Origin of the sequence: Marinobacter sp. F4218, assembly GCF_019443085.1 — a bacterium.
GTDB classification, from domain to species: Bacteria; Pseudomonadota; Gammaproteobacteria; order Pseudomonadales; family Oleiphilaceae; genus Marinobacter; species Marinobacter albus.
Map to the genome: position 1 here is coordinate 2351727 of NZ_JAHZIL010000003.1, position 26966 is coordinate 2378692.

The 26966-nt window shown below is 60.3% G+C and carries 23 protein-coding genes; 11 read left to right on the forward strand and 12 right to left on the reverse strand.

The genetic code is table 11. The features are described from left to right. The first annotated feature begins 44 nt into the window (after positions 1–44). Positions 45–2837 carry an ATP-binding protein gene (locus K0B93_RS14715; RefSeq protein WP_219867908.1) on the forward strand — a complete coding sequence of 931 codons (2793 nt, stop codon included), beginning with the start codon at positions 45–47 and terminating at the stop codon, positions 2835–2837. Between the two features lie 19 nt (positions 2838–2856). Here K0B93_RS14715 and K0B93_RS14720 read toward each other — a convergent pair whose 3' ends face one another. Beyond that, positions 2857–3177 carry a hypothetical protein gene (locus K0B93_RS14720; RefSeq protein ID WP_219868145.1) on the reverse strand — a complete coding sequence of 107 codons (321 nt, stop codon included), beginning with the start codon at positions 3175–3177 and terminating at the stop codon, positions 2857–2859. A gap of 260 nt (positions 3178–3437) precedes the next feature. Here K0B93_RS14720 and K0B93_RS14725 point away from each other — a divergent pair, with 260 nt between their 5' ends. Both K0B93_RS14725 and K0B93_RS14730 read left to right on the forward strand, forming a co-directional pair. Next, the gene (locus tag K0B93_RS14725) at positions 3438–4028 is read left to right on the forward strand and encodes a hypothetical protein (RefSeq protein WP_219867909.1); all 591 of its coding nucleotides are present in this window, start codon (positions 3438–3440) and stop codon (positions 4026–4028) included. A 49-nt stretch (positions 4029–4077) separates the two neighbouring features. Further along, complete coding sequence (locus tag K0B93_RS14730) at positions 4078–6258, forward strand: patatin-like phospholipase family protein (protein WP_228743549.1); 2181 nt, start codon at positions 4078–4080, stop codon at positions 6256–6258. A 5-nt stretch (positions 6259–6263) separates the two neighbouring features. On the opposite strand, the gene K0B93_RS14735 is transcribed toward K0B93_RS14730, so the two are convergent. The 3 genes from K0B93_RS14735 to K0B93_RS14745 form a co-directional block, all read right to left on the reverse strand. Beyond that, on the reverse strand, positions 6264–6941 hold the full coding sequence (locus K0B93_RS14735; protein WP_219867911.1) for a GntR family transcriptional regulator: 678 nt from the start codon (positions 6939–6941) through the stop codon (positions 6264–6266). Between the two features lie 86 nt (positions 6942–7027). After that, complete coding sequence (gene cls / locus K0B93_RS14740) at positions 7028–8458, reverse strand: cardiolipin synthase (protein WP_219867912.1); 1431 nt, start codon at positions 8456–8458, stop codon at positions 7028–7030. A gap of 2 nt (positions 8459–8460) precedes the next feature. Next, the gene (locus K0B93_RS14745; RefSeq protein WP_219867913.1) at positions 8461–9543 is read right to left on the reverse strand and encodes an AraC family transcriptional regulator; all 1083 of its coding nucleotides are present in this window, start codon (positions 9541–9543) and stop codon (positions 8461–8463) included. Between the two features lie 398 nt (positions 9544–9941). Here K0B93_RS14745 and K0B93_RS14750 point away from each other — a divergent pair, with 398 nt between their 5' ends. From K0B93_RS14750 to K0B93_RS14765, 4 genes are all read left to right on the forward strand, one after another. Beyond that, positions 9942–10739 (forward strand): alpha/beta fold hydrolase, encoded by a 798-nt coding sequence (locus tag K0B93_RS14750; protein WP_219867914.1) that lies wholly within the window; start codon positions 9942–9944, stop codon positions 10737–10739. Positions 10740–10849: 110 nt separating this feature from the next. Continuing rightward, positions 10850–11938 carry an SMP-30/gluconolactonase/LRE family protein gene (locus K0B93_RS14755; RefSeq protein WP_219867915.1) on the forward strand — a complete coding sequence of 363 codons (1089 nt, stop codon included), beginning with the start codon at positions 10850–10852 and terminating at the stop codon, positions 11936–11938. Then, positions 11935–12408, forward strand: a complete 474-nt coding sequence (locus K0B93_RS14760; protein WP_219867916.1) for an acyl-CoA thioesterase — start codon at positions 11935–11937, stop codon at positions 12406–12408. Before K0B93_RS14755 ends, K0B93_RS14760 begins: the two co-directional genes overlap by 4 nt. A gap of 74 nt (positions 12409–12482) precedes the next feature. Beyond that, positions 12483–13466 carry an NADP-dependent oxidoreductase gene (locus K0B93_RS14765; protein WP_219867917.1) on the forward strand — a complete coding sequence of 328 codons (984 nt, stop codon included), beginning with the start codon at positions 12483–12485 and terminating at the stop codon, positions 13464–13466. Between the two features lie 11 nt (positions 13467–13477). On the opposite strand, the gene K0B93_RS14770 is transcribed toward K0B93_RS14765, so the two are convergent. From K0B93_RS14770 to K0B93_RS14780, 3 genes are all read right to left on the reverse strand, one after another. Continuing rightward, entirely contained in the window at positions 13478–15376 is a 1899-nt protein-coding gene (locus tag K0B93_RS14770) for a cation:proton antiporter (RefSeq protein WP_219867918.1), read from the reverse strand. A gap of 21 nt (positions 15377–15397) precedes the next feature. Then, the gene (gene tcdA / locus K0B93_RS14775) at positions 15398–16189 is read right to left on the reverse strand and encodes a tRNA cyclic N6-threonylcarbamoyladenosine(37) synthase TcdA (protein WP_219867919.1); all 792 of its coding nucleotides are present in this window, start codon (positions 16187–16189) and stop codon (positions 15398–15400) included. A gap of 274 nt (positions 16190–16463) precedes the next feature. Next, positions 16464–18239 carry an acyl-CoA dehydrogenase C-terminal domain-containing protein gene (locus tag K0B93_RS14780; protein ID WP_219867920.1) on the reverse strand — a complete coding sequence of 592 codons (1776 nt, stop codon included), beginning with the start codon at positions 18237–18239 and terminating at the stop codon, positions 16464–16466. A gap of 220 nt (positions 18240–18459) precedes the next feature. On the opposite strand from K0B93_RS14780, the gene K0B93_RS14785 reads away from it, so the two are divergent. Next, positions 18460–19203 (forward strand): SDR family NAD(P)-dependent oxidoreductase, encoded by a 744-nt coding sequence (locus K0B93_RS14785; protein ID WP_219867921.1) that lies wholly within the window; start codon positions 18460–18462, stop codon positions 19201–19203. A 68-nt stretch (positions 19204–19271) separates the two neighbouring features. Here the strand turns inward: K0B93_RS14785 and K0B93_RS14790 are convergent, their stop codons facing one another. Together K0B93_RS14790 and K0B93_RS14795 are read right to left on the reverse strand one after the other, a co-directional pair. Beyond that, positions 19272–19910, reverse strand: a complete 639-nt coding sequence (locus tag K0B93_RS14790; RefSeq protein WP_219867922.1) for a ChrR family anti-sigma-E factor — start codon at positions 19908–19910, stop codon at positions 19272–19274. Next, the gene (locus K0B93_RS14795) at positions 19907–20506 is read right to left on the reverse strand and encodes a sigma-70 family RNA polymerase sigma factor (protein ID WP_285368623.1); all 600 of its coding nucleotides are present in this window, start codon (positions 20504–20506) and stop codon (positions 19907–19909) included. Before K0B93_RS14795 ends, K0B93_RS14790 begins: the two co-directional genes overlap by 4 nt. Positions 20507–20766: 260 nt before the next feature. On the opposite strand from K0B93_RS14795, the gene K0B93_RS14800 reads away from it, so the two are divergent. Beyond that, positions 20767–21828 carry an AraC family transcriptional regulator gene (locus K0B93_RS14800; protein WP_219867924.1) on the forward strand — a complete coding sequence of 354 codons (1062 nt, stop codon included), beginning with the start codon at positions 20767–20769 and terminating at the stop codon, positions 21826–21828. Here the strand turns inward: K0B93_RS14800 and speA are convergent. After that, positions 21813–23723 carry a biosynthetic arginine decarboxylase gene (speA, locus tag K0B93_RS14805; RefSeq protein WP_219867925.1) on the reverse strand — a complete coding sequence of 637 codons (1911 nt, stop codon included), beginning with the start codon at positions 23721–23723 and terminating at the stop codon, positions 21813–21815. The two genes, K0B93_RS14800 and speA, sit on opposite strands and share 16 nt — an antisense overlap. Positions 23724–23934: 211 nt before the next feature. Here speA and speE point away from each other — a divergent pair, with 211 nt between their 5' ends. Continuing rightward, complete coding sequence (gene speE / locus K0B93_RS14810; protein ID WP_219868146.1) at positions 23935–24816, forward strand: polyamine aminopropyltransferase; 882 nt, start codon at positions 23935–23937, stop codon at positions 24814–24816. Positions 24817–24915: 99 nt separating this feature from the next. After that, entirely contained in the window at positions 24916–25110 is a 195-nt protein-coding gene (locus K0B93_RS14815) for a DUF6316 family protein (protein WP_219867926.1), read from the forward strand. A gap of 67 nt (positions 25111–25177) precedes the next feature. On the opposite strand, the gene K0B93_RS14820 is transcribed toward K0B93_RS14815, so the two are convergent. Next, the gene (locus tag K0B93_RS14820) at positions 25178–26461 is read right to left on the reverse strand and encodes an ammonium transporter (RefSeq protein ID WP_219867927.1); all 1284 of its coding nucleotides are present in this window, start codon (positions 26459–26461) and stop codon (positions 25178–25180) included. Positions 26462–26533: 72 nt separating this feature from the next. Further along, positions 26534–26872, reverse strand: coding sequence for a P-II family nitrogen regulator (glnK, locus tag K0B93_RS14825; RefSeq protein WP_004578958.1), 339 nt, complete (start codon positions 26870–26872; stop codon positions 26534–26536). Positions 26873–26966 lie beyond the last annotated feature (94 nt).

The window sequence follows — 26966 nt, forward strand, 5'->3', positions numbered from 1 at the left end:
AGGTATTGTTCCCTGAAATGTAGCGGAACCGTTGAGGATATCCAGTGAAGGTCATCCTTCCCTTCTTACTATGCTGCCTGCTTGCGCTGTTTCAATCCCCGCTTCGAGCGGATCCGCCCCAGCCATCGCCGTCGCCGGTTCTTGGCAGTGAAGAATTGGCCTGGCTTGCCGAGCAGGACAGTTTCCGGATTGGGGTCCACGTCGGTCAGGTCCCGCTGATCTTCGATACCGGTGACGGCAGCCTGGCAGGCACCTATATCGACTATCTGGCCCGGCTCTCTGACAAGCTCGGGGTGCCAATGAACCCGGTGATAACCCCCACGAACGGCGACCCGGAACCCGAGCAGACCGTGCCTGAGATCGATGCCGTACTGACGACCCGCTTGCCGGACACCCAGATAACGCCGGGGAAACGTTACAGCGAACCGCTCATGACTCTCACCTATGGCCTGTTCGTCAGTGCCGGTGACGTCGCAATCCGCGGTCTGGCGGACCTGGAAGGAGGGCGGATCGCGGTTATTGACGGCGATCTCAACCAGTACCCCATGCTGGATCCGGTCGAGAGCTTCACGCCGGTGGAGGTCGAGAGCATTGCCGAGGCCGTCAGCGAGGTGCTTTCGGGCAACGCCGATGCGTTTCTGGGCCCGGTGGCGGTGGTTTCGGATTACCTGCAATCGGCGATGATCAACGGCATCGGCCTAGCTGCCCTGCTTGATGAGACCACAGTCGATGTAGTGTTCCAGGTGGATGTCAACAACGACCGCCTGTATTACGTCCTGAATCAGGCCATAGCCGCAATCAGCCATACCGAGCACCGGGTGATTCGGCAATCCTGGTTGCAGGCCGATGTGCCTGCGCTGGAACGCAGCGGGCTGGAGTTGTCGGTGTCCGATCAGGAATGGCTCAAGCGGCACCCGAACCTGCGGGTCGCGTTCCGGGCTGACTGGCCTCCGTTCGAGTACGCCCAGGATGGTCGCCCGACCGGGCTGGTGCCGGACCTGGTGACGCGGCTTGAAACCGAACTCAACGCCCGGTTCAACCGTACTGTGGTGCCGGACCGCATGGCGGCTGAAGCTCAGTTAAAGGATGGAGACATCGATATCCTGCCAGGACTGTCGCGGACGCCCCGCACCGACAGCGAGTATCTGTTTACCCGCGCCTACCTCACCGTACCGATCGCCCTGGCCATCCGGGACGACGGTCGCTTTATCGGCGATCTGCGGGAGTTGCGGGATGAGCGGGTTGGCGTGGTCAACCGACACGCGGCGCACGACTACCTGCTGATCAACCATCCAAACCTCGATATTTACCCCATGGATACGGTCGAGGAAGGGCTGCTGGCCTTGTCCAACGGCGACCTGGAGGTGATGGTGACCCACATCCCGGCGGTGAGTTACACGGTGGCCAGGCTTGGGCTCTCGAACCTCCGGATCACCAGTATCACCCCTTACGAGTACGATCTTCGGCTGGCTGTCAGAAAGGATAGGCCGGAGCTGCATCGCATTCTGAACCAGGCCCTGAACAGCCTCGAAGCCACCGAGACCGAAGCGATCTATAACCGCTGGATTCATCTGGATATCGAGCAGGAAACTGACTACACCGTGGTGCGCCGGGTGGTGCTGATTGCCCTGCTGGTGGTGCTGATTTTCCTGTACTGGAACCGCAAGCTGTCGCGGGAGGTGGATGAGCGTATCCGGTCCGAGAATGCCCTCCGTCGCAGTGAGGACGAGCTCCGGGCGGCAAAACTGGAGGCCGAGCGCCTGGCACGGGAGGCGGAAACCGCGAGCCTGGCGAAGAGCGAGTTTCTGGCCAACATGTCCCATGAGATCCGAACGCCAATGAATGCGGTGATCGGGTACAGCGACCTGCTCAACAACACGGTCACCGATCCTCAGCAACGCACGTACCTCGACGCCATTCGGGCCGGCAGTCGCAGCCTGCTGATGCTGATCAACGACATCCTGGATCTGTCCCGCATTGAAGCCGGGAAGATGCGCCTGGACTACTCGGCGGTTTCCCTGCGCCAGTTGCTCGGTGACGTCCGTCATATATTCGATCTGCGGGCCAGGGAACAGGGCATTACCCTCGAAGTCAGTGTCGATTCAAAAATGCCCGCCGCCATGATGCTGGACGAGACGAGGCTTCGCCAGGTGCTGTTCAACCTGGTGGGCAACGCCATCAAGTTTACCCACGAAGGAGGCGTGACAGTCAGGGCAACGGCGACGCCTCTCAAGCTGGGAGATCTAGCGGAGGAAGGTGTCGAAGCCGACCGCCAGTATTACCATCTGGTGGTTACGGTAAAGGACACCGGGATCGGTATTCCCCCGGACCAGCGCGAGCGCATTTTTGATGCGTTCGAACAGCAGGAAGGCCAGAATACGCGTCGCTACGGAGGTACCGGACTGGGTCTCGCCATCAGTCGCAAACTGGCGCGCATGATGGGGGGAGATCTGGAGCTGGAGAGCGAGCCCGGAGTCGGGTCCGTGTTCACAGTGGTCATTCCCAGAGTGGCGGCAACCGGTGAACAGGCCGAGGATGAGGGGGCGCCAAAAGAAGCGGAACGTCTACTGGCCCAGACGCTGAGCATGCAGGAGCGGGGCTGGCTACGGGAGCAGTTGGCGACGGACTTTGGGGACGAATGGAAAACCGTGCGAGAGAGCGGTGATCCGGAGCAGATGAAGGATTTTGCACGGCGGGTGCTGGCGTGGGGGCAGCGGTTCCGCTCGCGTTCGGTGACCCGCTATGGCGAGAAACTGTTGGCCGACGTAGAGGCGTTCAATCTGGATGCGGTGAACAGTTCCCTGGAGGCGTTTCCCAAGCTTCTGGGCCGTCAGTGACGGCATGGACATGGACGCGTCAGAGGCAGTCGAACTGGGAGCGGCGGTCAAAGGCCACGGCGACCATGTCGTAACCGGAGTCCGATAACTGGCGGATCAGCTGGCGGTCGCCCAGGAGCGTCATGCATACCTTGTGCACGCTTGCCTGAAGCTGCTCTACTGGGGGCTGCCGGGACTCGAAGCGGAAATCAACAATGAGGTACTTGCGGTCGATGGCCGAGGAGGCGGGAATATCCTCGCGCTCCACACTCTCGTACCCGATGTAGGTCGCCTGATCCTGGGGGAATATCTGGCTCATCAGGAGGTCGAGATTTTCGCCGTGGGCTGAAAAGGCGGGCATCAACAATGCGGCGGTCACGAGACTGAGCGCTAAAGGGGTTTTCATGAGAGCCACTCCTGGTGACAATCCGGCATTTTCGTTACTGAATGTAAAGTTTCGTTGCAGAGGATTGTCGCAGAGTTGGTGGCATTTTGCGTGATCCAGTGCATGGATTTTTCAATTGTTTGCAGTTTGCATGTGTTTGGTTGAGGGGGCGAGAGCCGCCGGCGGCCACGCTATCAACTATTCTGTCATTAGAACAGTCATAAAGAGGAAATCGCATGTTTCAGCTTGTCTTTAGGGGAGAATGCGCTCCCGGTACGGATCTGGAAACCGCCAGGAATAATGCGCGAAGCCTTTTCAAGGCCAGCGTCGAGCAGGTGGACCGGATGTTCAGCGGCCAGCCGGTGGTGATCCGTAACAAACTGGAAGAGGTGCAGGCCGAAAAGTACCGGGCGGTGCTGAAGAAGCACGGCATGATTGCCCACGTGCAGCCGATGGCGGGGGCGGAGCCGGCCCGGCCAACTCCCGGGCCAGCGAAAGTACCGCCGGCACGGACCGATTCGGCCCCTGAACCCCGGACTGCTGCGCCCGGGGGCAAGGTTCCGGAAACCGAGCCCGGTGAGCGCTTGCCCGTTGCCGGCGACAAGGTGGATGACATCCTTTCGGGCTCGGGTCTTGGTCTCGACCCGGTGGGTGTGACCCTGATGGAACACACCGAGGTGGAACCGCCCATGTTCCAGCACCTCGACGACTGGACACTGGCGCCCGCGGGAGCGGATCTGGGCGTCGACCGGGAACTTCCGCCGCCCGTGGTGCCGGATGTGTCGCACCTCTCTCTGGCGGACGATGACACCTCCGGTAAACAGTGATGTGGACGCTGGGAAAGGGATGTTTCAGCCGGTGACAAATGTCCTTCTGATGCTTGCCCTCGTGGTCGCCGTTGTGGCGTCGCCACTGTCGGCGGCCGAACGTCCCCGGGTCGGACTGGTGCTGAGTGGCGGCGGGGCGAAGGGGATGGCCCATGTCGGCGTGTTGCGGGTGCTCGAGGAGATGAACATCCCGGTGGATGTCGTGGTGGGAACCAGCGCCGGTTCGGCGGTCGGTGCACTCTACGCATCGGGCATGCCCATTGAAGACATCGAGAGCCGCTTTATCGAAATGGATTGGCTCTCCAGTTTTCAGGACGACCCTGGCCGCGTCTACAAACCGGTACGGCGCAAGAGTGAGGAGGTTCGACTGCCGCTCACGCCGGGCATCGGCCTACGGGCGGATGGCCTGCACGTGGGCGGCGGCATCATTGCCGGCCAGAACCTTGGTTTTATCCTGAATGAACTGACCCGCAGTGCCGCCTTGGTGGAGGATTTCGACCGCCTGGCCATCCCGTTCCGGGCGGTGGCAACGGACCTCGAAACCGGTGAGCAGGTGGTAATTGGACAGGGCAACCTGGCCGAAGCCATTCGTGCCAGCATGAGTATTCCCGGCGTCTACGCCCCGGTCCAACGTGACGGGCGCTTGCTGGTGGATGGCGGAGTGGCCAATAACCTGCCGGTCAGTGTGGCCCGTGACATGGGGGCTGACGTCATCATTGCCGTCGACATCACTGACTCACTCGTGGACACCGAGCAGCTCAGAGAAGCCTTCTCCGTCATGGGTCAGCTCACCACCATCATGACCCGGCGCAACACCGATGAACAGCTGGCCCTGCTGGGTGAAAAGGACGTCCTGATCCAGCCCGATCTGAAAGGGTACAGCTCCGCCGATTTCTACGACGCATTGACGCTGTTTGAGCTGGGTGCCACCGGAGCCCGGGAACACGCGGTGGAACTGAGACCACTGACGGTACCCCGGGCCGACTGGACTGACTACAAGGCCCAGCTGTCCTCCCGGGCCTACAGTTCGACCCCCATCGCACGGATCAGGATCGAACAGGGCGGGTCTCTGGCTCCGGAGTTCCTGCGGGAACGGATTCAACAGGAGACCGGGAAACCGCTGGATGTCGAGGTGCTCGAGGAGGACCTGAAACGGATTTACGGCCTGGGTTACTACGAGACCGTGTCGTACTCGCTGGCTCCGTCCCCGGAGGGCACGGTATTGACGATTGAGGTCCGGGAAAAAAGCTGGGGCCCGAACTACTTGTCGTTCGGCCTCAGTTATGAAGACAACTTCGATGGCGAGACCCGCTTCAATATTGCCTCGGGCTTGAGGATGACCGAGCTCAACGATTTAGGTGCCGAGTGGCAAACCGGTGTTCAACTGGGCACGGAACCCTGGGTGCGAACCCAGTGGTACCAGCCTCTGGATTACGGTTACCAGCGCTTCCTGGTCGTGGGTGGCGAGTACACTCGGGAAACGTTCAGTCTGTACGACGGAGGCACCGATCCTGTAGCCGAAGTGGATGTCACTTTTCGGGAGCTGGATCTTGCCCTGGGCACGGAGTTGGGCGGAAACGCCGAGGCCCGTTTAAAGTACACTCGCGGCTACGCATCGGTTGACGAGTTGGTCGGGCAGCCGGTTGTGAGGGAGGACAACGTCCATCGGGGCGGCATCAGCCTGCAACTGGTCCATGATTCCCTGGACGACTCCTTCTACCCGCGCCACGGGGCCTTTGCTGGCGTACGAGGGAGAATGGAACGGGAGGAGCTGGGTTCGGACCGTCACTTCGATTCGGTGACCGGAATGCTGCTCGGCACCGACAGCTGGCAGGGCTTTAACCTGACCGGGCTCGTGTACGGAACGGCGGTCACCGGGGGCGAACCGGGCATTGAGAACGCCGTGAGGTTGGGCGGCTTTCGCCGACTCTCGGCCTACGCCTCCGGTCAGATCACCGGTGATAACGCCCTGCTGGGCTCGGTATACGCCAGCCAGGCCTTTGGAGGTCCCCTGCTGCCCTGGTTTGCCGGTGCGGGCTTTGAGGCGGGTAACGCCTGGGAATCGTTTGATCAGGCCAGCTGGAACAACTCGGTCCGGTCCTGGAGCCTGTTTGCCGGGGTGGATACCTTCCTCGGGCCGATTCAGATCGCCACCGCTTATAATAACCGCGACGACTGGACCGCCTATCTGAACATCGGCTTCTCTTACACCCAGCTGTTCTACCAATAGTTCGGCTATGCGCCCTTGCGGTCCGTGGTTGCGATTGCGTCCAGCACCTGCTGGCATTGCTGCATGGCGTAACGGTGCAGGATGCCCGCAAGCTTTTCCTCGTCCCGGTCCTTGATGGCCTGAATGGATTCCTGCATGTGAGCGAGGTTGTCCTCGAACACGTGGCTGCCCCCCTGTTGAAAGGCCACGAACGCGCAACGCTTGGCGGAGGGCCAGAGGTCATCAATGGCCGCGACGATGAAGTAGTTATCGGCATAGGCCAGGGAGGCCTTGGTGTACTCGATGCCGAGCTCGAGAAAGGCCATCAGGTCACTTTTCTCGAAGCAATCCTTCATCCGGGCATACAGTGACTCCAGGCGTTCCATGTCTGCCGGCTGCCATTGCCGGACCAGCTTGCGCCCGGTGTGGGTCAGGTAGAGCTCAAGGGTCTCGTAAAGGCTGCGGACGAAATAGTCGTCCAGCGGGGTGACAAAAGCGCCTTTGCGCGGCACGTTGCGCACCAGGTGGCGCTTTTCCAGCAGCAGCAGGCCTTCCCGGATGGAGCCGTGACTGACATCCATTTCCTTGGCCATCGCACCTTCGTAGATTCGTTCGCCCGAGCGGAGCTGGCCGAAAGCAATCAGGTTCTCAATGTGGCGGGCGACCTGCTCGGTCAAAGTCTCTCTGGGTTTGAACGCGTTCATGGTTTTTTTATCGTTACTGCGTACTGGCTGATTCGTCAGGGCATATTCGCACAGATGAGCTTGCAGAAACCAGTGCGAAGCTTTTCTCAGAGTAGCGGCGCCAGCAGGCGAATGGCCCGGCAGGTCAGGCGGAAGGGAATGGAGCGTTCCCGGTAATCGCTTTCGACCATCAATCGACAGTTGTCGAGGTCTTCCTCAAGCATGGACTCCACGCTGGTGATGAAATGCCGGGCGGTGGTGACGGCCATGATCTCGAAGTTCAGGCGCATGGAGCGATTGTCCAGGTTGGCCGTGCCCACTGCTGCGTAACGATCGTCCACCAGAATAACCTTCTGGTGCATGAAACCCGGCTGGTACCGGTAGATCTGTATGCCGGTTTTGCAGGCCTGGACAAGGTATGAGTAAGCGGCCAGCCCAATCAGGCGGCTGTCCGATTTTTCCGGAATCAGAATCCGGACATCCACGCCCCGGAGTGCCGCCAGTTGCAGCGCGTTCATGATCTGGAAGTCAGGCACGAAATAGGGCGAGGAAATCCAAAGCCGGTTGCGGGCATTGTTGATGCAGTTGAGGAAAAACAGGGTGCAGGTTTCCCAGTCGTCGGCGGGGCCGGTCGGCAGCATCAGCACACGGTCCCCGCCGGCGCTGGAGACCCGCGGCGCCCAGTCCAGTTCCGGAACGTCGTTGCTGGCCCAGTTCCAGTCTTCCAGCCAGCTCAACTGCAGGCCAATGACAGCGGGCCCCTCTATACGGCAGTGGGTGTCTCGCCAGGGCTCCTGATCGATGGCCGTGCCCAGGTATTCGTCGCCAAGGTTGATGCCACCGACAAAGCCAATGACGCCGTCGCAGACCAGCAGTTTACGATGATTACGAAAGTTGATCTGGAATCGTCGCCGGCGGATGTTGCCATCCCCAAACGATGCGATTCTGGCACCGGCCGCCGCCAGCTGCTTCAGGTAGGTTCGGGGCAGCCATACGCTGCCGATGTTGTCGTACAGGAACCAGACTGCCACACCCTGGGCCAGTTTCCGTTCCAGAATGGATTTGATGCGCTGCCCCACCCGATCAGAGCGAATGATGTAGAACTCCAGGAGAATGTAGCGGGTGGCGTTTTCCATGGCTTCAAACAGCGCTTCAAAGGTGGCCTCGCCGTCCCGTAACAGGGTGCAGCGATTGCCCTCGGTAAACGGCTGGCGACCAAGTTTGCACAGGACCTGCAATTCATCGGTGAAGTATTTGTCGGCCGGTGCCGGAATCGAGGTGGTTTGCCGCTCAAAGCGATTGAGCAGGGTGGTCAGGGCCTCGTCACCCATGCGCCGGGCCTTGACGTAACCTCCGAACCGGTAACGCCCGAACAGCAGGAACAGGGGGACGGCGAGGTAGGGCAGGCCAAGCAGGCCAATGATCCAGGCAATGGCGCCTTGGGCGGTACGATAGGTCAGCAGAATCCGGTAGATGCAGGTCAGTGCCGCGAGGTACAGCAGGCCAACCGCCACGGCCACCAGTGAGACGTTCTCCATGATCATTCTTCCGCGTCCGTATTGGCTTCCGGGTCGGGCTCGTTGGATGGGCGGGCAAGGTGGCTGGCCCGGTATTGCGCCGGTGCCATACCGGTCCAGCGCTTGAAGGCCCGGCTGAAGGCGCTGAGCTCGGAAAATCCCAGCAGAAAGGCTATTTCGCCCAGGGCATAGTGGTCTGCCGCAACATAACGCAAGGCCTTGTCCTTGCGCACCTGTTCAACCAGTTCGTGGAACCCGAGTCCCTCCCGTTTCAGTTTCCGGTACAGGGTCTGGCGGCTCATGTGGCATTGCCGGGCCAGGCTGTCGGCGTCGATCCTGTCCGTGGCCATCTGTTTCGAGATCAGTCGCCGGATCTTGCGACCGAACGAGCGTCTGGGCTGCAGGCGGGCCAGAACCGCATTCACCTGTTTCAGGACGGCCGAGTATACGTAGGGGTTGCGCCGGGGGATCGGGTGGCTGAGGTGGCGGCTGTTAAAGGCGAGACGGGTAGTGGCGCAGTCAAACCGTACCGGCCCGCCCAGGACCTTTTCGTATTCTTTCGCATAGCCTGGCCGGGGGTGGGCAATCTCTGCCCATTCCGCCGCGATCTGCGGGTGAATGAAGTGGCGGGTCCGGCTGAGCGCCGCGGCCAGGGTCCGGTCCATGTCTTGCCGGCAATAGTGATCCGGGATATCCGGTTGCCAGGTCAGGATGGCCAGCTCGCCGGTCTGCTCGAAGCTCAGAATGACCGATTCGTTGATCAGCCGGTGCAGACGGACATATTGGGTAACGGCCTCGCCCAGGGTGTCGCAGTTGAAGAATACGTGGCCCACCAGTCCCATGCGTTCAGGGTCGACCACCTGACCGGCATGCAGTCCCACGCCGGGGTCTCCGGTCACCTGTTCGGCATAGTCCCAGAGTTGATAGTGGGCGGTTGCCGGCACCCGCAGGTCCGGGTCCGACAACGCCTCCAGGTCCAAACCGATGATCTGCCCCACACGGTCCGGGTCCAGAACCCCCTGGCGTTCGAGGTAGTGGACCAGGGCCAGGGTGCTGGAGGCGGCAACCAGGGGGGTGCTGCTGTCGTCGGACTGAACAGGAATCAAAATATCGGTCCCGATGGTTAACAACTTTTCATCCAGACTGATACAAAATGTCAAATGGGTGAAACAGCTTGTCAACGGTTTGTCATGCCATCAACGATAGCATTAAGTCATCAGGTTGAAGCAATGGAAAGGTGTTTTCAGGAGGTGTTTTATGGAACAGGAAATTTTCGTACCTCATACTGAGCGTGAACGGAAAAACGTGATGGCGCTCGCAGAGTATCTGAACAGCATCTTCTACTGCTGATCAGTCAGGCGTAAAGCCTATGACCTTGGAGCCGGGGACCCCCCGGCTTTTTTCGTCCGCAGAATCTCTCCCGCCCTTCCCGACTTGCTCAACTGACTGTCAGTGGTAATGTATCCGCTCGGAAACTGTGAGCCAACCCGGAGGCTGCCTGCCCATGACTGTAGATCTGAACCACCGCATTACCGGCGAAGGCGCGCCGCTGATTCTGTTGCATGGCCTGTTCGGGTCCCTGGAGAACCTGGGCGGTATCGCCCGCCGGCTGCAGGACGAGTGGCAGATACATGCTCTGGACCAGCGTAATCATGGCAGTTCGCCCCACACCGACACCATGGACTACCCGGCCATGGCCGCGGACGTGATCGCGTATATGGATAATCAGGGCATCGACAGGGCCAGCATCCTTGGCCATTCCATGGGCGGGAAGGTGGCCATGCAGGTGGCGCTGCAGGCTCCGGAGCGTGTGGAGAAAATCATCGTGGCCGACATCGCCCCGGTGAGTTACAAGCCCCGTCACGATGAGGTCCTGGAGGGACTGAAGAGCATCGACCTGACTGGTGTGCGTTCGCGCCAGGACGCCGACACGCTGCTCGCCGAATTTGTGGAGATGCCGTCCACCCGGCAGTTCCTGCTGAAAAATCTCGAGCGGATACCCAAGGAGGAGCAGAGCGAGGGCGGTCCGACCTTTCGCTGGCGCCTGAACGTGCCTGTGATTGATGCCTGTTACGCCAACCTGGCCAGCGCCCCTGAGGGGCCCCAAGCGTTCGAGGGCCCGGTACTGTTCATCAAAGGCGAGGAATCTGCCTACATCCAGGAAAAACATCGAGACGAGATCCAGCGCCTGTTTCCGGCGGCTGAGCTTCGTATCATCAAGGGCACGGGGCACTGGCTGCATGCCGAAAAGGCCGATTCGTTTGCGGCTCTGTGCAGGCGTTTCCTGGCCAATGACGGCTAGTCGTTGGCGCGAACGGCATTTTCATGGCCTGGGGACGGTCTGCTAAGGTTAACCTAGGTTAACCCATTGCGGCGAAATGCATCGCACACGAACACAGGCGGACATGGTCTATGAAATGGTTGATGGTGGGAGTGCTGATCCTGTTTGTGATGCTGGGAAGCTTTCTCCTGACACCATCGCCCATCGATAGCAAAGCCTGGCAGCCTCCGTCTCCACCGCCTCTAACCGGCCCGCTGGCACCGAATGAGCGGCTTCGCCTGGCTGACCTGCTGGCCCGCGGTCAGGTTTATGGCCCGGAAGATACCACGGTGAGCAAGGATGGCGTGGTTTATGCCGGCACCCAGGATGGCCGGATCATCCGTCTGTTCCCGGACGGGCGCCTGGAAACCTGGCTGATGACCGGAGGGCGTCCACTCGGTCTGGTGTTTGACCGGGATGGCAACCTGATCGTGGCGGATGCCTGGAAAGGCCTCCTGTCCATTGCACCGGATAAAACCATCACCGTATTGGCCCGGGAGGCGGAGGGCACCCCATTCCGGTTCACCGACGATGTCGATATAGCCCCCGATGGACGGATCTACTTTACCGACGCCAGTTCCCGTTTCCAGCAGCCGGATTATCGCCTGGACCTTCTGGAGATGCGCCCCCACGGTCGATTGCTGCGATATTCCTCCCGCACTGGCAAAGCCAAGGTTTTGCTCGGTAACCTTCACTTCGCCAATGGCGTGGCCGTGTCGCCCGACGGCTCGTTCGTGCTGGTGAACGAAACCTGGAAATACCGCATCCTGCGATACTGGATCCAGGGCCCCAAGGCCGGACAGGCGGAGGTGTTCGCCGACAACCTTCCCGGCTTCCCGGACAATCTGGCAGTGGATGGGGAAGGGCGCTACTGGGTGGCTTTCCCGACTCTTCGGAACTCGCAGGTGGATGCCCTGCACCGGACGCCCTGGCTCAAGGATCTGGTGGCCAAACTCCCTGACAGCCTGAAACCTGCGCCCCAGGAATATGGTCTGGTGGTCGCGTTCAACCGCGATGGCGAAGTGATTACCAGCCTCCATGATACCCGGGGCACCCACCTGCAGGAGATCACCTCGGTGAATCCTCACGACGGCTACCTATACTTTGGTTCACTTAACAACGATCGCATCGGTCGGATACCGTTACGGGCCATTCCCGGCCTTGGAGACGACGAAGCATGACAGGTGAAAGCACGATGCAGTGGGATCTTCCGGATCCGTTTACCCTCGATATCACCGTGCGAAATGAGGACACTGATCGGCTGGGCCATGCCAATAATGTCGTCTATGTGCGCTGGCTGGAAGAGGTGAGTTGGGCCCACATCGAAAGCCTGGGAATGACCTGGGAGCTGCACGAGGCGACCGGCAAGGCCATGGCGATCACACGCACCGAAATCGACTACCTGGCGTCCGCCAATGCCGGTGACCGGCTGGTCCTTGGTACCTGGCTGACCGGTTATGACGGGCGTTTCCGCTCGTCCCGTCAATTCCAGCTGATACGTCCTGCCGATGGCAAAACCCTGGTAAGGGCCGTGTCAACCCACGCCTGCGTGAACATGAAAACCCAGCGCCCCTCCCGGGCCCCCGGGGAGTTTGCAGAGATCCTCGGGGCCGCGGTCGTCGCCGGCGGTCGCGGCCTGGCCGCCGATTGAGTCACCTTTGCAGGCATCTTCTGCTAGTCTGAACAAAATCCGTTGTCCGTTAACACCGTTGTCCGGAGATCATCATGGCAAACCCCAATGAACAGAGCACTGACACCACCATGCGGCATATCAGCTATGACCGGTTTGGTGACCGTGATGTGTTGAAGGTGACCCACTCGGACATTCCCCAACCGGAAGCCGGTCAGGTCCTGATCCGCGTCCACGGGGCGGGCCTGAATCCCATCGACTGGAAAACCCGGAAGGGCCTGGGCTTCGCCGCGCGGCAGATTGAGAACTCGCTGCCGTGGACTCCGGGCTACGACGTGGCTGGTGAGGTGGTTGCGGTTGCGGAGGACGTCACCACGCTGACGCCGGGAGATCGGGTCATGGGCATGATCGGTTTCCCCGCTGGCGGCGGTGGCTATGCGGAGTATGCCGTGGCCGGTGCCGATGAACTGGCCATCGTGCCTGAAGAGCTGGATCTGATGGTCGCCGGGGCATTGCCCCTGGCAGCGTTGACGGCGTGGCAGGCACTGTTTGAAGTGGCCAAGCTGGAATCCGGCCAGAAAATCCTGATCCACGCCGGTGCCGGTGGTGTCGGGCATTTTGCGGTCCAGTTTGCGCTCGAACGGGGGGCGCACGTGGTGGCGACGGCGTCGGCGTCCAACCGGGACTTTCTGGCAGAACTGGGCGTACACGAGGTGATTGATTACCGCACGACCGATGTGGCCGAGGAGTGTTACGGTCTGGATGTGGTTCTGGACCTGGTTGGAGGCGAAGCCGGCAAGCGCTCTCTGCACACCTTGGGCGAACAGGGAGTATTGGTCACCATCCCGACGGTCACGGCCGACGAGATCATCAGCGCGGCCGAGGAAATGGGATTGCGGGCGCACGGCATGACGGTGCGACCGGACGTTTTCCACCTGGACGAGATTGCCGAACTCATTGAAGACGGCGATGTTCGCGTGCACATCGACCAGTCATTCCCGCTGGAGAAGGTCGCAGACGCCCACGAGCTTCTGGAAGGCGGTCATGTGCGCGGTAAACTGGTGCTCGACTGCCGCTGAGGGCCGCTCCCTCAGCGCTTTTCCCCATCCGGCAGCGGCGTTTCCGATTTCTCCGCAGCCGTCTCGGATTCGTCGTTGCCCGTGGACTCCGACGTGTCCTTCTCCTTCCGTTCCTTGCGCGCCTGCGGCGGTACCAGGCTGATCAGGATCCAGTCTTTCTCGGGCTTAAGGTCTTCCATATCCCGGACCGGTTCAACATGGCCCTTGCTGTCAAAGACAAAGAGCACCAGGGCATCGCGCTGGTACTTCTCCAGAAACGCGTCGTAGCTGAATTCGTCGCTGAGCTGGGTGGTCTTCACGGTATAGCCCTGGCTGGCCAGGCTGGCCAGCTTGGCGTAGCTTACTCCGCCGAAAAGGCCCCGGGTCATCTGAATCTTTTCGGCCGTCTGGTGCCGGGCTTTCTGGTCCTGGTCCCCTTCCGCCAGGGTGTAAACACAGTTGTTACCGAACCAGTCCAGGAAGTGGTAGGTCGCCAGTGAGTTCATGTGCTTGTAGGGCGAGATCACCAGCAGGTTGCCGATACCGGTGAGATCCAGGTGCGTTGAGGCGTGTTCGGAGACCGGATTACCGAAGTAGGTTTGCAGGTTGTCCATGCGCGCCTGACGAACATTCTCCCAGTTGGTGTCGGCGAGGGTGACCGGCACCTCGTGTTTTTTGAGCGCCAGGGCGATCATTCGCGCCACCGGGTTGGCACCAAGAATCAGGAAGCCGAACTCCGCCGGTTCCGCCACTTTCAGGATCCGCGCCACTGGCCGGGCGGTCAGGCTTTGGAGCGTAACGGTGGCAATGATCAGCATGAACACCAGGGGCACCAGTGTGCCAGCGCTCTCATAGCCCAGCTTCTGGAGCTGGAACGCAAACAGGGCCGAGACCGCCGCGGCAACGATACCCCGGGGCGCTATCCAGCTCAGGAACAGTTTCTCCCGCCAGTTCAGGCTGGTGCCAATGGCGGACAGGAAGATGCTCAGGGGGCGGGCCACCAGCATCAGGATGGCCAATACCACGGCCAGGCCCCAGCCGAGTTCGGCAATGGCGCTGAATTCCACCCGTGCGGCCAGGATGATGAACAGCGCCGAGATCAGCAGCACGCTGAGAGATTCCTTGAATTCCAGAATGCTGTCGATGGGCACCTGCTTCATGTTGGCCATCCAGATGCCCATCACGGTGACGGTCAACAGCCCGGACTCGTGCGCCATCTCGTTGGAAATGGCGTAGACCCCGAGCATGAAGGTGAGCGTGCCGGCGTTGTGCAGGTATTGGGGAATCCAGTGTTTCCGTAGCACCAGGCCATTCAGGTAGCCGGCGATGGCGCCGAGGAGAAAACCCACCGCCAGGGTCTTGCCGAATATGTAGAGGGAGTGGCCAAACACGTTGCCCTGGCCCCAGGACACGATACCCTCAAACACCAAAACCGCGAGCAGGGCGCCCACCGGATCGATGATGATGCCTTCCCAGCGCAGGATGTTGGCGAGCTTGGCGTCCGGTCGAACCGAGCGCAACAGCGGCGCAATTACCGTCGGGCCGGTGACAATGGAAATCGCACCGAACAGCAGGGCAACCGGCCAGGACACGTCCAGCAGCCAGCGTACCGACAGTGTTCCGATAATGCAGGTGACAATGGAGCCGACCGGAATCAGATTGCGGACCATCTTGCCGTGGCCCCGGATCTCGGCGTAGCGCAGGGTCAGGCTGCCCTCAAACAGGATGATGGCGACCGCCAGGGAGATGACCGGGAACAACAGTTCGCCGAACACCGCTTCCGGTGCCAGAAAGCCCAGAAGGGGGCCGGCGGCAATGCCTCCGGCGAGCAGAAACAGGATCGCTGGCATCCGCACGCGCCAGGCCAGCCATTGGCAAAACAGGGAGAGAACGCCGATGCTGGCAAGAAGCAGGACAGTACTGACAGGCATAGCGGAGCAGATCCTTTTGGGTTATTGGTTGGCACGCCTTGCCATACGGTTGAGCAGCCGGGATGCAGCAAAAAATCCAAAACTCGCGGTGACCGGGCTTGCAGCCCCGAAACCCGAGGCGCAATCAAGGCGCACCGGGCCGTCGGTGGCGGGCTTTTGCAGGCACACCTCGCCGTCACCGGCAGGATACGTCAGCTGCTCCAGTGAGTATACGGCTTCGATGCCGAAGCGACGTTTCGGGTTGCGGGAAAAGCCATATTCGCGGCGCAACAGGTTACGAACCTTGGCGAGAAGTGGGTCTTGTGTGGTCTTGCTGAGGTCTGCGACCTGAATCTGGGTCGGATCCATCTGGCCACCAGCGCCCCCGGCGCAGACGATTGGCAGCTTGCGCCGCTGGCAGTGGGCAATGAGCGCGGCCTTGGCTTTTACGCTGTCGATGGCATCGATAACGCCGGTCATGTCCGGGCCGATCAGATCGGCGACGTTTTTGGTGGTCAGGAAACCGAAATGGACGCGGATGTCCGCATGGGGGTTGATGGCCCTCAGGCGCTCCGCCATGGCGTCCGTCTTGGTGCGGCCGTACTGCTGTTCCAGGGCATGTAGCTGGCGGTTGGTGTTGGAGACGCAAATGTCGTCCATATCGATCAGGGTGAGAGTGCCAACACCACTGCGGGCCAGGGATTCCGCGGCCCAGGAACCCACGCCGCCCAGACCGACGATGGCAATGTGGGCGCCTCGGAAAGCATCGAGGGCTCGACGTCCGTACAGTCGTTCAATACCGCCGAAGCGGAATGCGTAATCGTCGGCGTTCATGCGGCCTCCGGTCGGGTCCGGTGCGAAGCCGGACGGAATCAAAGAGCGCAATTGTAACCCAGCCCCGGGCCAGACCGAAAAGCCGTCAAAAAAAAGCCACGCAGTGCGTGGCTTTCAAGGGTGCCCAGTCCGAAGAAGCATGGGCAGGACTAGTTCAGAGACACTAATCAACCCGGTCATTATTGAACTCTGATCGTTCCCGATGAAGGTCAGAAAATGCCAAGCATCGGTCATTTCCGGTCAGGCGCCGGGAAGCCCCGAGCTGCAGTTTCCCTTATGCGGACCAGTGACCGTCGTCAAATGCCATCAAACTGTCCTTGCCGGTCTTGATGTCGCCCAGCAACCACTGGGTTTCCGGCGCCAGCTTCTCGAAATAGAAGCGGGCCGAGACCAGCTTGCTCTCCAGTAGCGGCTTGTTGGCAGCGTCGGATTCCAGTTGCTGCCTGGCGACACCGGCCATGCGGGACCAGAGGTACCCGATCACGGTCAGGGCCATGAGCCGGAGATACGGCGTCGCCGCCGCGCCGGCCTGTTCCGGATCCTGGGGGGCATTGCTGGCCAGCCACATGGTCGCGTCTTCCAGAGACTTTATCGCGCCCTGCAACGCTTCCCGATACGGGGCCTCGGGATTGTCCTTGAGGTAGCCGGTCAGCACTCCGAACAGCGTCCGGACCAGCTGTCCGCCCTTCAGGCTCAGCTTCCGGCCCACCAGGTCCATGGCCTGAATGCCATTTGTGCCCTCGTAGATGCGCGCGATCCGGCCATCGCGAACCAGCTGTTCCAGCGGCCAGTCGGTGGTGAAGCCGGATCCGCCGAGCACCTGCAGGCCGGTGTTGGCGTTGTTGAAACCCTCATCGGTCAGGAACGCCTTCACGACCGGTGTCAGCAGTTGCACCAGGTCGTCCGAGGACTCGCGGACGGCGTCATCCGGGTGAGCAACGGAAAGGTCCAGATGATGACCGGTGAACAGCGCCAGCGCCCGCATGCCTTCGTTCAGAACTTTCTGACGCATGAGCATGCGGCGTACATCCGGATGCACGATGATCGGGTCGGCTGGGCCGTCCGGATTCTTGGGACCGCTCAATGAACGACTCTGCAGCCGCTCTCGGGCGAAGCCGAGGCTCTCCTGGTAGGCCATTTCGGCCAGACCCAGGCCCTGCATGCCGACCATCAGCCGGGCTTCGTTCATCATGGTGAACATGGCGCGCATGCCGTCGTTGGGCTCACCCACCAGCCAGCCCTTGGCGCCTTCGAAGTTCATGACGCAGGTGGCCGACCCTTTAATGCCCATCTTGTGTTCCAGCCCGCCGCAGAAGGCCGGGTTGCGCTCGCCGGTGTCCGGCAGGAACTTGGGTACCACGAACAGGGAGATGCCTTTGGTGGTATTGGGGGCGCCGGGGAGCTTGGCCAGCACCAGATGCACGATGTTGTCCACCAGATCGTGCTCGCCGCCGGTGATCCAGATCTTGGTGCCTTCAATGGCGTAGCTGCCGTCGTCGTTCGGGGTCGCGCGGGTACGGATCAGGCCCAGGTCGGTGCCGCACTGGGGTTCGGTCAGACACATGGTGCCCGTCCATTCGCCGGAAATCAGTTTTTCCAGGTAAGCCTGCTTCAGCTCGTTGGAGCCATGGGCGTACAGGGCGCTGATGGCGCCGTGGGTCAGGCCCGGATACATGCCCAGGGAGAGGTTGGTGGAGCAGATCATCTCGTCAACCACGAACTTCAGGGTGTGGGGCAGACCCTGACCACCAAACTCCAGGGGTGCGTCCAGCGCGGTCCACCCACCTTCAACAAATTTCCGGTAGGCTTCCTTGAAACCTTCGGGCGTGGTGACCGCGTGGGTCTCGGGATCGTAGCTGCACCCTTCACGGTCGCCAATCTGGTTCGTTGGCTGGATCACTTCCGCCGCCAGTTTTCCGGCCTCGTCAATGACCGCGGAGATCAGGTCTGGTGTGGCGTCGGCGTACTTCTCCAGTTCGTGGAGCCGGTCCGCGCCCAGGACGTCAAACAGCAGGAAGCGAATGTCGTTCGCTGGAGCCTGGTATTGCATGGAATACTCTCCTCACCGTGTTTCTCTTGTGGCGGTGTCGGGCGGTCTGCCCAACACCTGTAACTTTGTCAAACACCCGATTCATACGAGTGTTTTAATGCGACGGTTCACAGGGCAATGCGGTCCAGCCGATTATTTTTTCGTATCTCTTCGGGAGACTGACTCAATGCCCTTTGCGACAGGCAAGGGGCCGCTATGGTCGTTACTTGAGGGGAGCAACATGAAGCGAGTGGTTATCGCAGGTGTGTCGGGGGCAATTGGCGCAGCACTGGCTCAGGCCATGCTGGATCAGAATCCGGACAGTCAGGTTGTCGGCTTGTGCCGGGTCCCGGACCGGGCCCCTGCCGCTCTCCAGGAAGCCGATAGGGTTACGCTGGCGGCCTGGGATGCCGTCGACAGTGGGTCGCTCGCCTCCGTCACGAAAGCGCTGTCATCCGTGATTCCGGCGGGCGAGGGGATAGACACTCTGGTATACGCAGCCGGGTTGCTGCATTCGGACAACATGTTCCCCGAGAAACGGCTGGAGGATCTGTCCGCCGATGCCATGGGCCGGGCTTTTGCCGTGAACGCTACGGGGTTCGCGCTACTGGTGCGTGCGCTGATGCCCTGGCTCCGGCACCGGGAACTCAAACGCATTGCTGCTGTGTCGGCCAAGGTCGGGTCCATCACGGATAACCGCCTCGGCGGCTGGTATGCCTACCGCAGCTCCAAAGCCGCATTGAACATGCTGGTCCGGACCCTGGCGGTGGAATTGCCCAGGCGCTGCAAGCCCGTGGCCTGCCTGGCGTTACATCCGGGCACCACCGAGTCGGCGCTGAGTGAACCGTTTCGAAAGTCCCTGGCGCAGCTGACGGTGCATTCCCCGGAGCAGACCGCCGATCATCTTCTGAACGTGTTGCGAGCGGTCGGAGCTGGGGATAACGGCCGTTTCTTGAGTTGGGACGGGTCAGAATTGCCCTGGTGAGCAGGTAGAAACCCAAAAAAAGAGGGATCAGTGATCCCCCTTTTTTGCTTGCCAGATTTACAGCACCTTTAGCGGATAAACGGATTGAGCATCCGGGTGAAGGTGCCGGTCAGCTTGACCGGCGCGCTCAGCACAGACAGGGTGATGCAGTCTTCACAGCCAACCGCAACTGGCTTGTGCTCGTCCTGATCCGTCAGCACCACAAAGTCCCATTGGTTGAACACACCTTTCTGGTCCGCGAACGAACCCTGGAGCACGATGGTGGTCTCTTCCCCGCGATGGGTATGGGCCGGCGCCTTACCACCTGCAGCCAGTTTCTGCAGCACCACCTGTTCGCGCTGACCCGGAAACCGGTCGGTGATGTCCAGTACGCTGACGTCCCCGAGTTGACGCTTCCACGGCAACTTGTTGATGTCTTCGCCAAGCAGCTTTTCCAGCGGGCCCATCTTCTTCACCGCCGGAATCGAAGGGTCCACTTCCGGCGCGCCGTCGATTTTGGCAAGGATGTCGTCGAACATGTTTTCCGACACCGACACTTTGGGCTGATACTCCATCATCACGGCGCCCAGGCTGTCGAGGGTATCCACGCGGCTCCGGCACTGCGGACATTCATTCAGGTGCAACCGGATGCACAGCGCGTGTGGCTCGCTCAGGTTGCCGGCGCTGTACTCCATCAGACTGAAGCTGTCGGGATGATGCCGTGTCATACGTTCTGGTCCTGCAAAATCACTTTCAATTTGTTCAACGCCAGGCGAACCCGACTTTTGACGGTCCCGAGAGGGATCGCCAGTTCATCGGCTACCATCTGGTGGGACTTGTTTTCCATGTAAACCTTGGCGATCACCGTGATCTGTTCTTCTGGCAAATGGCTCAGGGATTCCCGAATGCGCCGTTCCGACATAAGACGGTGGAGGGACGTCACCGGTTCATTTTCGTTTTCACCCGGGATCTGCCAGAGATCTTCGGTCTCTATTGGCATTTCCGCACTGGTGCGCTGCATCTTGCGAAGCATGTCGATGCGCTGGTTCCGGGCAATGGTAAAAATCCAGGTGGAAGCCGCTGCCTTGCGCCAGTCGTACAGGCAGGACCGGCGCCAGATGGACACGAACACCTCCTGCACGAGCTCTTCCGCATGGCTGGCAAGGCCATTTGCCATGGCGTAGTACTTGATCTGGGGGCCGAAGTGCTCAAAGAGCGCGTGGTAGGCCTCTCGATCCTGATTCTTGCCAACTTTCTGCAGCAGCTGGCTCCAAGGGTCCTTTCGTCCCTCAGAGTTGGCCGGTTTGTGCTCCAGTGTGGTCACTGGGCGCTCCTTGACAGTCGCATGATTTGAACTTGTTCTGGTCATCATTCTATGCACTCGTCCCGGGTTTGTCAGTTCTGTGTTTACGGGCTGTTTATTCGTCTGGATCAGCCCGCGCTGAATTTAATCCGGAAGATCCCGGAGAGAGGGCCGGAGTAGTGACAGTAGCGCCGCATGGGAGGCGTCTCGGGAGTAATTGCCGAAGCTCAAGCGGCGGTCTAGGCTTGAGAAAAACAACAAGTCCGGAGTATCCCAACGCCATGAAAGCCCCAGGCTCCACCGGCACCTTGCCGGTCATGCGTGCCCATTACGCGGATATACTGTGCCAGCTCGCAGAAGACAAGGGTGTTTCACGGCAGGCCCTGCTTGCGGCGGCCGGGATTCGTCCGTCGATGCTGGGGCATCCGGAGAATTTCATCACGGTGGATCAGTTCACCGCATTGTGTCGCGAATCGCTGGACCGTTGCGGCGATGACACGCTCGGCCTGGAATTCGGTAACCGTCTGAAATTCACCACCCATGGCTCCCTGGCCCAGGCCGCTATCAGTTGTGACAACCTAGAGCAGGCGCTCTCGGTGTTGATCAAGTATTTCCGGATCCGTTTCGCCTACATGAACCTGTGTTTCTTTACCGAAGCGGACGAAGCAGTGTTGCAGCTTGAGCTTGGACACGAATTTGCAGACCTTTACCGGTTCAATATTGAAGTGGTGATGGCCTCCCTCATGGACGTCAATCTCCTGCTGTTCGGCCAGCGATTGATTGAAGGGGGGCGTTGTCTGCTGGACTTTGCCGAGCCGGCAGACAGTTCGGTATACCGGAGCCTGTTCGGACAACGGTTGGAATTCGGTTGTGGCGTCAATCAGCTGCGTTTTCAGCGGCGGTTCCTCGACTTGCCGATGTCTCTGTCCAATCCGGTCACCCGGCGGGTGGCAGAGGCCCAGTGTGAACAGGAAATGCGCTCCATCGAGGCGGCCACCTCGGTGTCGGAAAGGGTGGAGCGTGCGCTGGAATCGGCCCGGGGCGGGCGGTTGCCCGGTCTGGAGGAGATTGCGGGCCAGATGCACGTGTCGCCACGGACGTTGAGGCGCCAGTTGGCGAGCGAAGGCTTGCGGTTTCAGCAGTTACAGGATCGACTGCGCCATCGGCGGGCGCTGGAACTTTTGGGTCGCAAAGAACTGGGTATCGATGCCATTGCCGAAACGCTCGGTTACAGCGATCCCTCCAATTTCAGCCGGGCGTTCCGGAAGTGGCAGGGCGTTTCCCCCGGCATCTGGCGGAGCAACCCGGACGGCCAGGTCGGCGACGATCACTCTTCCAGGTAGGTGTACCCTTCCAGACCCGCCGCCAGTTCGGCAAGCAATGCCGTCTGGTTTTGTTCCGACAGGTCACTGGCGCGGAACTTGTGCCGATACGCCTGCAGCAGGGAGTCGGGCTCGAAGTTCACATAGCGAAGCACCTTGGCAACGGTGTCGCCGTTGATTGGCTTGCCGATTTCGAAGCCGCCGTCCGAGCCCATTCGTACGTCCACCGAGTGGGTGTCGCCGAACAGGTTGTGCATATCGCCGAGAATTTCCTGATAGGCGCCAGTCATGAAGAACCCCATCAGCAATGGCTCCCCGGGCCGGTCCTCCGGGAGCGGCAGGGTGGTTTCGGTGCCCTGGCCGTCAACGTACTGGTCGATACGGCCGTCCGAGTCGCAGGTGATGTCCTGAATGACGGCGCGGCGATTGAGCGGTCGGTTAAGACCGTTAATGGGCATGACCGGGAAGATCTGGTCAATACCCCAGACGTCGGGCAGCGACTGGAACAGGGAGAAATTCACGAACAGTTTTTCAGCAAGTTTCTCGTTCAGTTCGTCAATGATCTCCCGATGCGCCCGGTTGGCGGTATCCAGTTGGCTGCAGAGCATGCGGCAGCAACGGGTGTAGAGGGTTTCAGCGTCGGCTCGCTCTCGCAGGGACAGCAGGCCGTGGGCGAACTGGGCGTGAACGTCGGCCATGGCGTGCATTACGTCGTGATAGATCTCCGCCAGCGACCGGGGCGTGTCGGCATCCTCAAGGCTTTGCAAGTCCCGCCACAGGTCATGCAGCGGGCCTGAGGCTTCGGCAGCGGGAGGCTTCGGGTCGCGATTGTCCGGTACTTCCCGGTCTATCACGTTGGTCACCAGCACCGAGTGGTGCGCGGTCAGGGCGCGGCCGGACTCGCTGATCAGGTCCGGATGCGGCAGGCCGTGCCGGTCGCACTCCGCCTGCAGCACATGAATGACGTTGTAGGCGTATTCGTGCACGCTGTAATTCATCGAGCAACTGCTGCGGGAGCGGGTGCCTTCGTAATCCACGCCCAGGCCACCTCCGATGTCGACGGTGCCGATGGGCGCCCCCATTTGCCGCAATTCACTGTAGAAGCGGGCACATTCCCGCAAGCCGGTCTGGATGTCCCGGATGTTCGCGATCTGGGAGCCAAGGTGGAAGTGCAACAGCTGCAGGGTGTCCAGCGCGTCGGCGTCACGCAGTGTGTTGACCACATCCAGAACCTGGCTTGCCGACAGGCCGAACTTGGATTTTTCGCCACCGGTGTTCTGCCAGTTGCCTTTGCCGATGGTGGCAAGCCGGGCGCGGACCCCGATCAGGGGGGAAACGTCCAGGTCCCTGGCTTCCTTGAGAATCAGTGGCAGCTCTGACTGCTTTTCCACCACGATGAACACCCGGTGGCCCAGTTTCTGGCCGATCAGCGCCAGGCGGATGTATTCCCGGTCCTTGTAGCCATTGCAGACGATCACCGAGCCTGGCTGGCGGGACATGGCCAGCACTGCCATGAGCTCGGGCTTGCTGCCCGCCTCCAGTCCGATCTGGCCCTTGCTGGCGGCCGGCTCGGCGGACACCAGTTCCTCGACCACCCGGTGCTGCTGGTTCACCTTGATCGGGTAGACCGCTGTGTACCGGCCCTGGAAGTCCTGGTCTGCGGCAACCCGATTGAAAGCGTCACACAGCTTGTTGACCCGATCATGGAGGATGTCGGTAAAACGTATGAGCACAGGCAGCTGAACGCCGGAATCCGACAGCGAGCGTGTCAGTTCCGGCAGGTTGATACGCGCCGGGCTGCGACCGCGGTCCGGGCGAATCAGGACTTCGCCTTCCTCGTTCACGCCGATGTAACCATCGCTCCAATGGGCGATATTGTAGACCTTGTGAGCAGCGGTGCCGCTGGATTCACTCATGCTTGCTATCCTGTCAGAAAACCGGGGCCGTCCGGGTACAGGTAACCGAGGCCGTTGTTAGGTCGCATTGTATGGATTCCGCACGCAGGCTAAAAGAACCGGGTGTGGAAAATACGTGGCGTATCCCGTTGATTAAAGCTTTAGCTGCCCGGGTGGCATCCCTACAATACGCCTTTTGACCCCGCTTACGGACCACAGCAGGAGAAACATGATGACGGCATTGAACGAAGGCTGGTTTACCGAGGTGTTTCAGGATCAGGGAACCGCCTTTTCCCTGCAGGTGAAGAAGAAACTGCATGAAGAGCAGACCCCGTTCCAGAAACTGGAAATCTATGAAACCGAGACCTTCGGCAATCTTATGGTACTGGATGGCTGTGTGATGCTCACCAGCCGGGACAACTTCCTGTATCACGAGATGATGACCCATCCGGCCCTGTTCACGCATAAAGACCCGAAAAAAGTGGTGATTGTCGGTGGTGGTGACTGCGGCACCCTGAGGGAAGTGCTCAAACACCCCGGGGTGGAAGAAGCCTGGCAGGTGGAGATCGACGAGCGGGTGACCCGCATGTCCGAGAAGTACTTTCCGGAGCTGTGCGAATCCAACGGAGATCCTCGAGCCAACTTCTTTTTCGGCGACGGAATCCAGTGGATCCGCGATATCGAGCCGAACAGCCTGGATCTCATTATCATCGACAGCACCGATCCGGTGGGCCCGGCTGAAGGCCTGTTTGCGCTCGACTTCTATCGCGACGCGATGCTGGCCCTGCGTGACGGCGGCCTGATCGTGCAGCAGAGCGAATCGCCCCTGCTGCACACCAACACCATCATCAAGTCGATCCACGAGGATATGCGCAAGGCCGGCTTTGACCATGTCCAGACCCTGCCGTTCCCGCAACCGGTGTACCCGACCGGCTGGTGGAGTTGTACCATGGCCGGAAAAGACAAACCGGTCCGCTACTTCCGAGAGGAGGACGCCGACAACCGTCCGTTCGTGACGCGTTATTACAACGCCGGCGTTCATAACGGAGCCCTGGCCATGCCCCAGTTCATGCTGGATGCCCTGGAGGATCCCGTTCTACCCGGTGAAGCCTGAAGCGCTCGTCGACTCGACAGCCTGACCAATTTGGCTACACTCAGGGGTGTGCTCAGAAAGTGAGTGGTGCCGTGGTTCGCTGTGCAGGAGATGTGGAAAATGGATGTACGCAAGGGTGAGGCAGAACGTCACTGGTTTCGCAGTGATCGGTTCGAGTTGGTGAATGGACAATGGTATTTTCAGACCCGAGAGGGATCGCTCGAAGGTCCATTCGACAATATCAGGGAGGCACAGATGGAATTGCTGCTGTATCTGCGCCACTCCGACGATGTGCTATACAGCGGTACAGGCTGAAAACGCGCAACCAAGAAACAAAAAAGGGCGCCCCGAGGGGCGCCCTTTTTGATCCTGTCAGCTGGGATTACGGCTTGGTGCTGACAAACTCCGGGTAGGCTTCCATACCACACTCGGACAGATCCACACCTTCGTACTCGTCTTCTTCGGAGACCCTGATGCCCATGATGGCTTTCAGGATGCCCCAGACGATGAGGCTGGTACCGAAGACCCAGACGAAGATGGTGAGCATGCCCACGAGCTGACCCATGAAGGTCGCGTCTGCGTCGGACAGCAGAACTGCGAAGATGCCCCAGATACCGACCACACCGTGGACGGAGATGGCACCGACCGGATCGTCGATACGCAGCTTGTCGAGGGTGACGATGGAGAAGACCACGATCACACCACCAACGGCACCGATGATGGTGGCCAGCAGCGGAGACGGATCAGCCGGCTCAGCGGTGATCGCTACGAGACCAGCCAGGGCGCCGTTCAGGGCCATGGTCAGGTCAGCCTTGCCGAACATGATGCGTGCCACGATCAGCGCGCCGATCAGACCGCCCGCTGCGGCAGCGTTGGTGTTCAGGAACACGTTCGCAACTTCGTTGGCGACGCCGATACCACCCAGTTTCAGGGTAGAGCCACCGTTAAAGCCGAACCAGCCCATCCACAGGATGAAGGTACCAAGCGTTGCCAGTGGCAGGTTGGCGCCCGGGAAGGCCTTGATCTGGCCGTTCGCGCCGTACTTGCCCTTACGAGCGCCCAGCAGCAGGACGCCAGCCAGAGCGGCAGCTGCACCAGCCATGTGAACGATACCGGAACCGGCATAGTCGCTGTAGCTCAGCTCGTAGATACCGAATACGGAATCACCGTTCCAGGTCCAGGAACCCTGCATCGGGTAGATCACGCCACACATGACAACGGCGAAGGCCAGGAAGGCCCACAGCTTCATGCGCTCGGCGACCGCACCGGAAACGATGGACATGGCAGTGGCAACGAAGACCACCTGGAAGAAGAAGTCGGAAGCACCGCTGTACTCACCCATGTCGCCAAAGCCCGCTTCGGTCGAAGCAGCCAGAACGCCGGCTACTGCCGCGTCGTCCATTTCAGCAACGGTGGTGATGCCGCTCAGGAAGATACCGCCGCCGTACATGATGTCGTAGCCGCAGATCAGGTACATAGTGCAGGCAACGGCGAACAGGGCGATGTTTTTGGTCAGGATTTCAGTGGTGTTTTTCGCACGCACCAGACCCGCTTCCAGCATTGCGAAACCCGCGGCCATCCACATGACCAGGGCACCGCACACCAGGAAGTAGAAGGTGTCCATTGCGTACTGCAGTTCAAAGATATGATTAAGATTGCTTTCCATGTGAAGCCCTCCGCACGAGGCTTTTCAGGTTATAAATTTTTTTGCGTTGGCTGTTCGTTTATTCGAGCTGGATCAGACCGCTTCTTCGCCGGTTTCGCCAGTCCGGATCCGGATGGCTTGCTCCAGTTCAGTCACGAAGATCTTGCCGTCACCGATCTTGCCGGTGTTGGCCGCCTTGGTGATGGATTCGATGACCTGGTCAAGCAGGTTGTCGCCGATGGCAACTTCCACCTTAACCTTGGGCAGGAAATCCACTACGTATTCCGCGCCACGGTAAAGCTCTGTGTGGCCTTTCTGCCGACCGAAGCCTTTGACTTCAGTGACGGTTACGCCTTGCACTCCAATCTCGGATAGTGCCTCACGGACATCATCCAATTTGAAAGGCTTGATGATCGCTGTCACAAGTTTCATTGCTTTCTCCTTGATATAGCCGTCTCAGCAGAGAGGGCCCGTCGGCCATTTGCTGAGTTCGGGATGCTGCCACCTCGCACACCAATTGTGCGGA

Coding starts and splice junctions, on each gene's coding strand:
- K0B93_RS14720 (WP_219868145.1), bottom strand. CDS start 3,177: ATGCCCGCCTTTTCAGCCCACGGCGAAAATCTCGACCTCCTGATGAGC.
- K0B93_RS14725 (WP_219867909.1), top strand. CDS start 3,438: ATGTTTCAGCTTGTCTTTAGGGGAGAATGCGCTCCCGGTACGGATCTG.
- K0B93_RS14730 (WP_228743549.1), top strand. CDS start 4,078: ATGCTTGCCCTCGTGGTCGCCGTTGTGGCGTCGCCACTGTCGGCGGCC.
- K0B93_RS14735 (WP_219867911.1), bottom strand. CDS start 6,941: ATGAACGCGTTCAAACCCAGAGAGACTTTGACCGAGCAGGTCGCCCGC.
- cls (WP_219867912.1), bottom strand. CDS start 8,458: ATGGAGAACGTCTCACTGGTGGCCGTGGCGGTTGGCCTGCTGTACCTC.
- K0B93_RS14750 (WP_219867914.1), top strand. CDS start 9,942: ATGACTGTAGATCTGAACCACCGCATTACCGGCGAAGGCGCGCCGCTG.
- K0B93_RS14755 (WP_219867915.1), top strand. CDS start 10,850: ATGAAATGGTTGATGGTGGGAGTGCTGATCCTGTTTGTGATGCTGGGA.
- K0B93_RS14760 (WP_219867916.1), top strand. CDS start 11,935: ATGACAGGTGAAAGCACGATGCAGTGGGATCTTCCGGATCCGTTTACC.
- K0B93_RS14765 (WP_219867917.1), top strand. CDS start 12,483: ATGGCAAACCCCAATGAACAGAGCACTGACACCACCATGCGGCATATC.
- K0B93_RS14770 (WP_219867918.1), bottom strand. CDS start 15,376: ATGCCTGTCAGTACTGTCCTGCTTCTTGCCAGCATCGGCGTTCTCTCC.
- tcdA (WP_219867919.1), bottom strand. CDS start 16,189: ATGAACGCCGACGATTACGCATTCCGCTTCGGCGGTATTGAACGACTG.
- K0B93_RS14780 (WP_219867920.1), bottom strand. CDS start 18,239: ATGCAATACCAGGCTCCAGCGAACGACATTCGCTTCCTGCTGTTTGAC.
- K0B93_RS14785 (WP_219867921.1), top strand. CDS start 18,460: ATGAAGCGAGTGGTTATCGCAGGTGTGTCGGGGGCAATTGGCGCAGCA.
- K0B93_RS14790 (WP_219867922.1), bottom strand. CDS start 19,910: ATGACACGGCATCATCCCGACAGCTTCAGTCTGATGGAGTACAGCGCC.
- K0B93_RS14800 (WP_219867924.1), top strand. CDS start 20,767: ATGAAAGCCCCAGGCTCCACCGGCACCTTGCCGGTCATGCGTGCCCAT.
- speA (WP_219867925.1), bottom strand. CDS start 23,723: ATGAGTGAATCCAGCGGCACCGCTGCTCACAAGGTCTACAATATCGCC.
- speE (WP_219868146.1), top strand. CDS start 23,935: ATGACGGCATTGAACGAAGGCTGGTTTACCGAGGTGTTTCAGGATCAG.
- K0B93_RS14815 (WP_219867926.1), top strand. CDS start 24,916: ATGGATGTACGCAAGGGTGAGGCAGAACGTCACTGGTTTCGCAGTGAT.
- K0B93_RS14820 (WP_219867927.1), bottom strand. CDS start 26,461: ATGGAAAGCAATCTTAATCATATCTTTGAACTGCAGTACGCAATGGAC.
- glnK (WP_004578958.1), bottom strand. CDS start 26,872: ATGAAACTTGTGACAGCGATCATCAAGCCTTTCAAATTGGATGATGTC.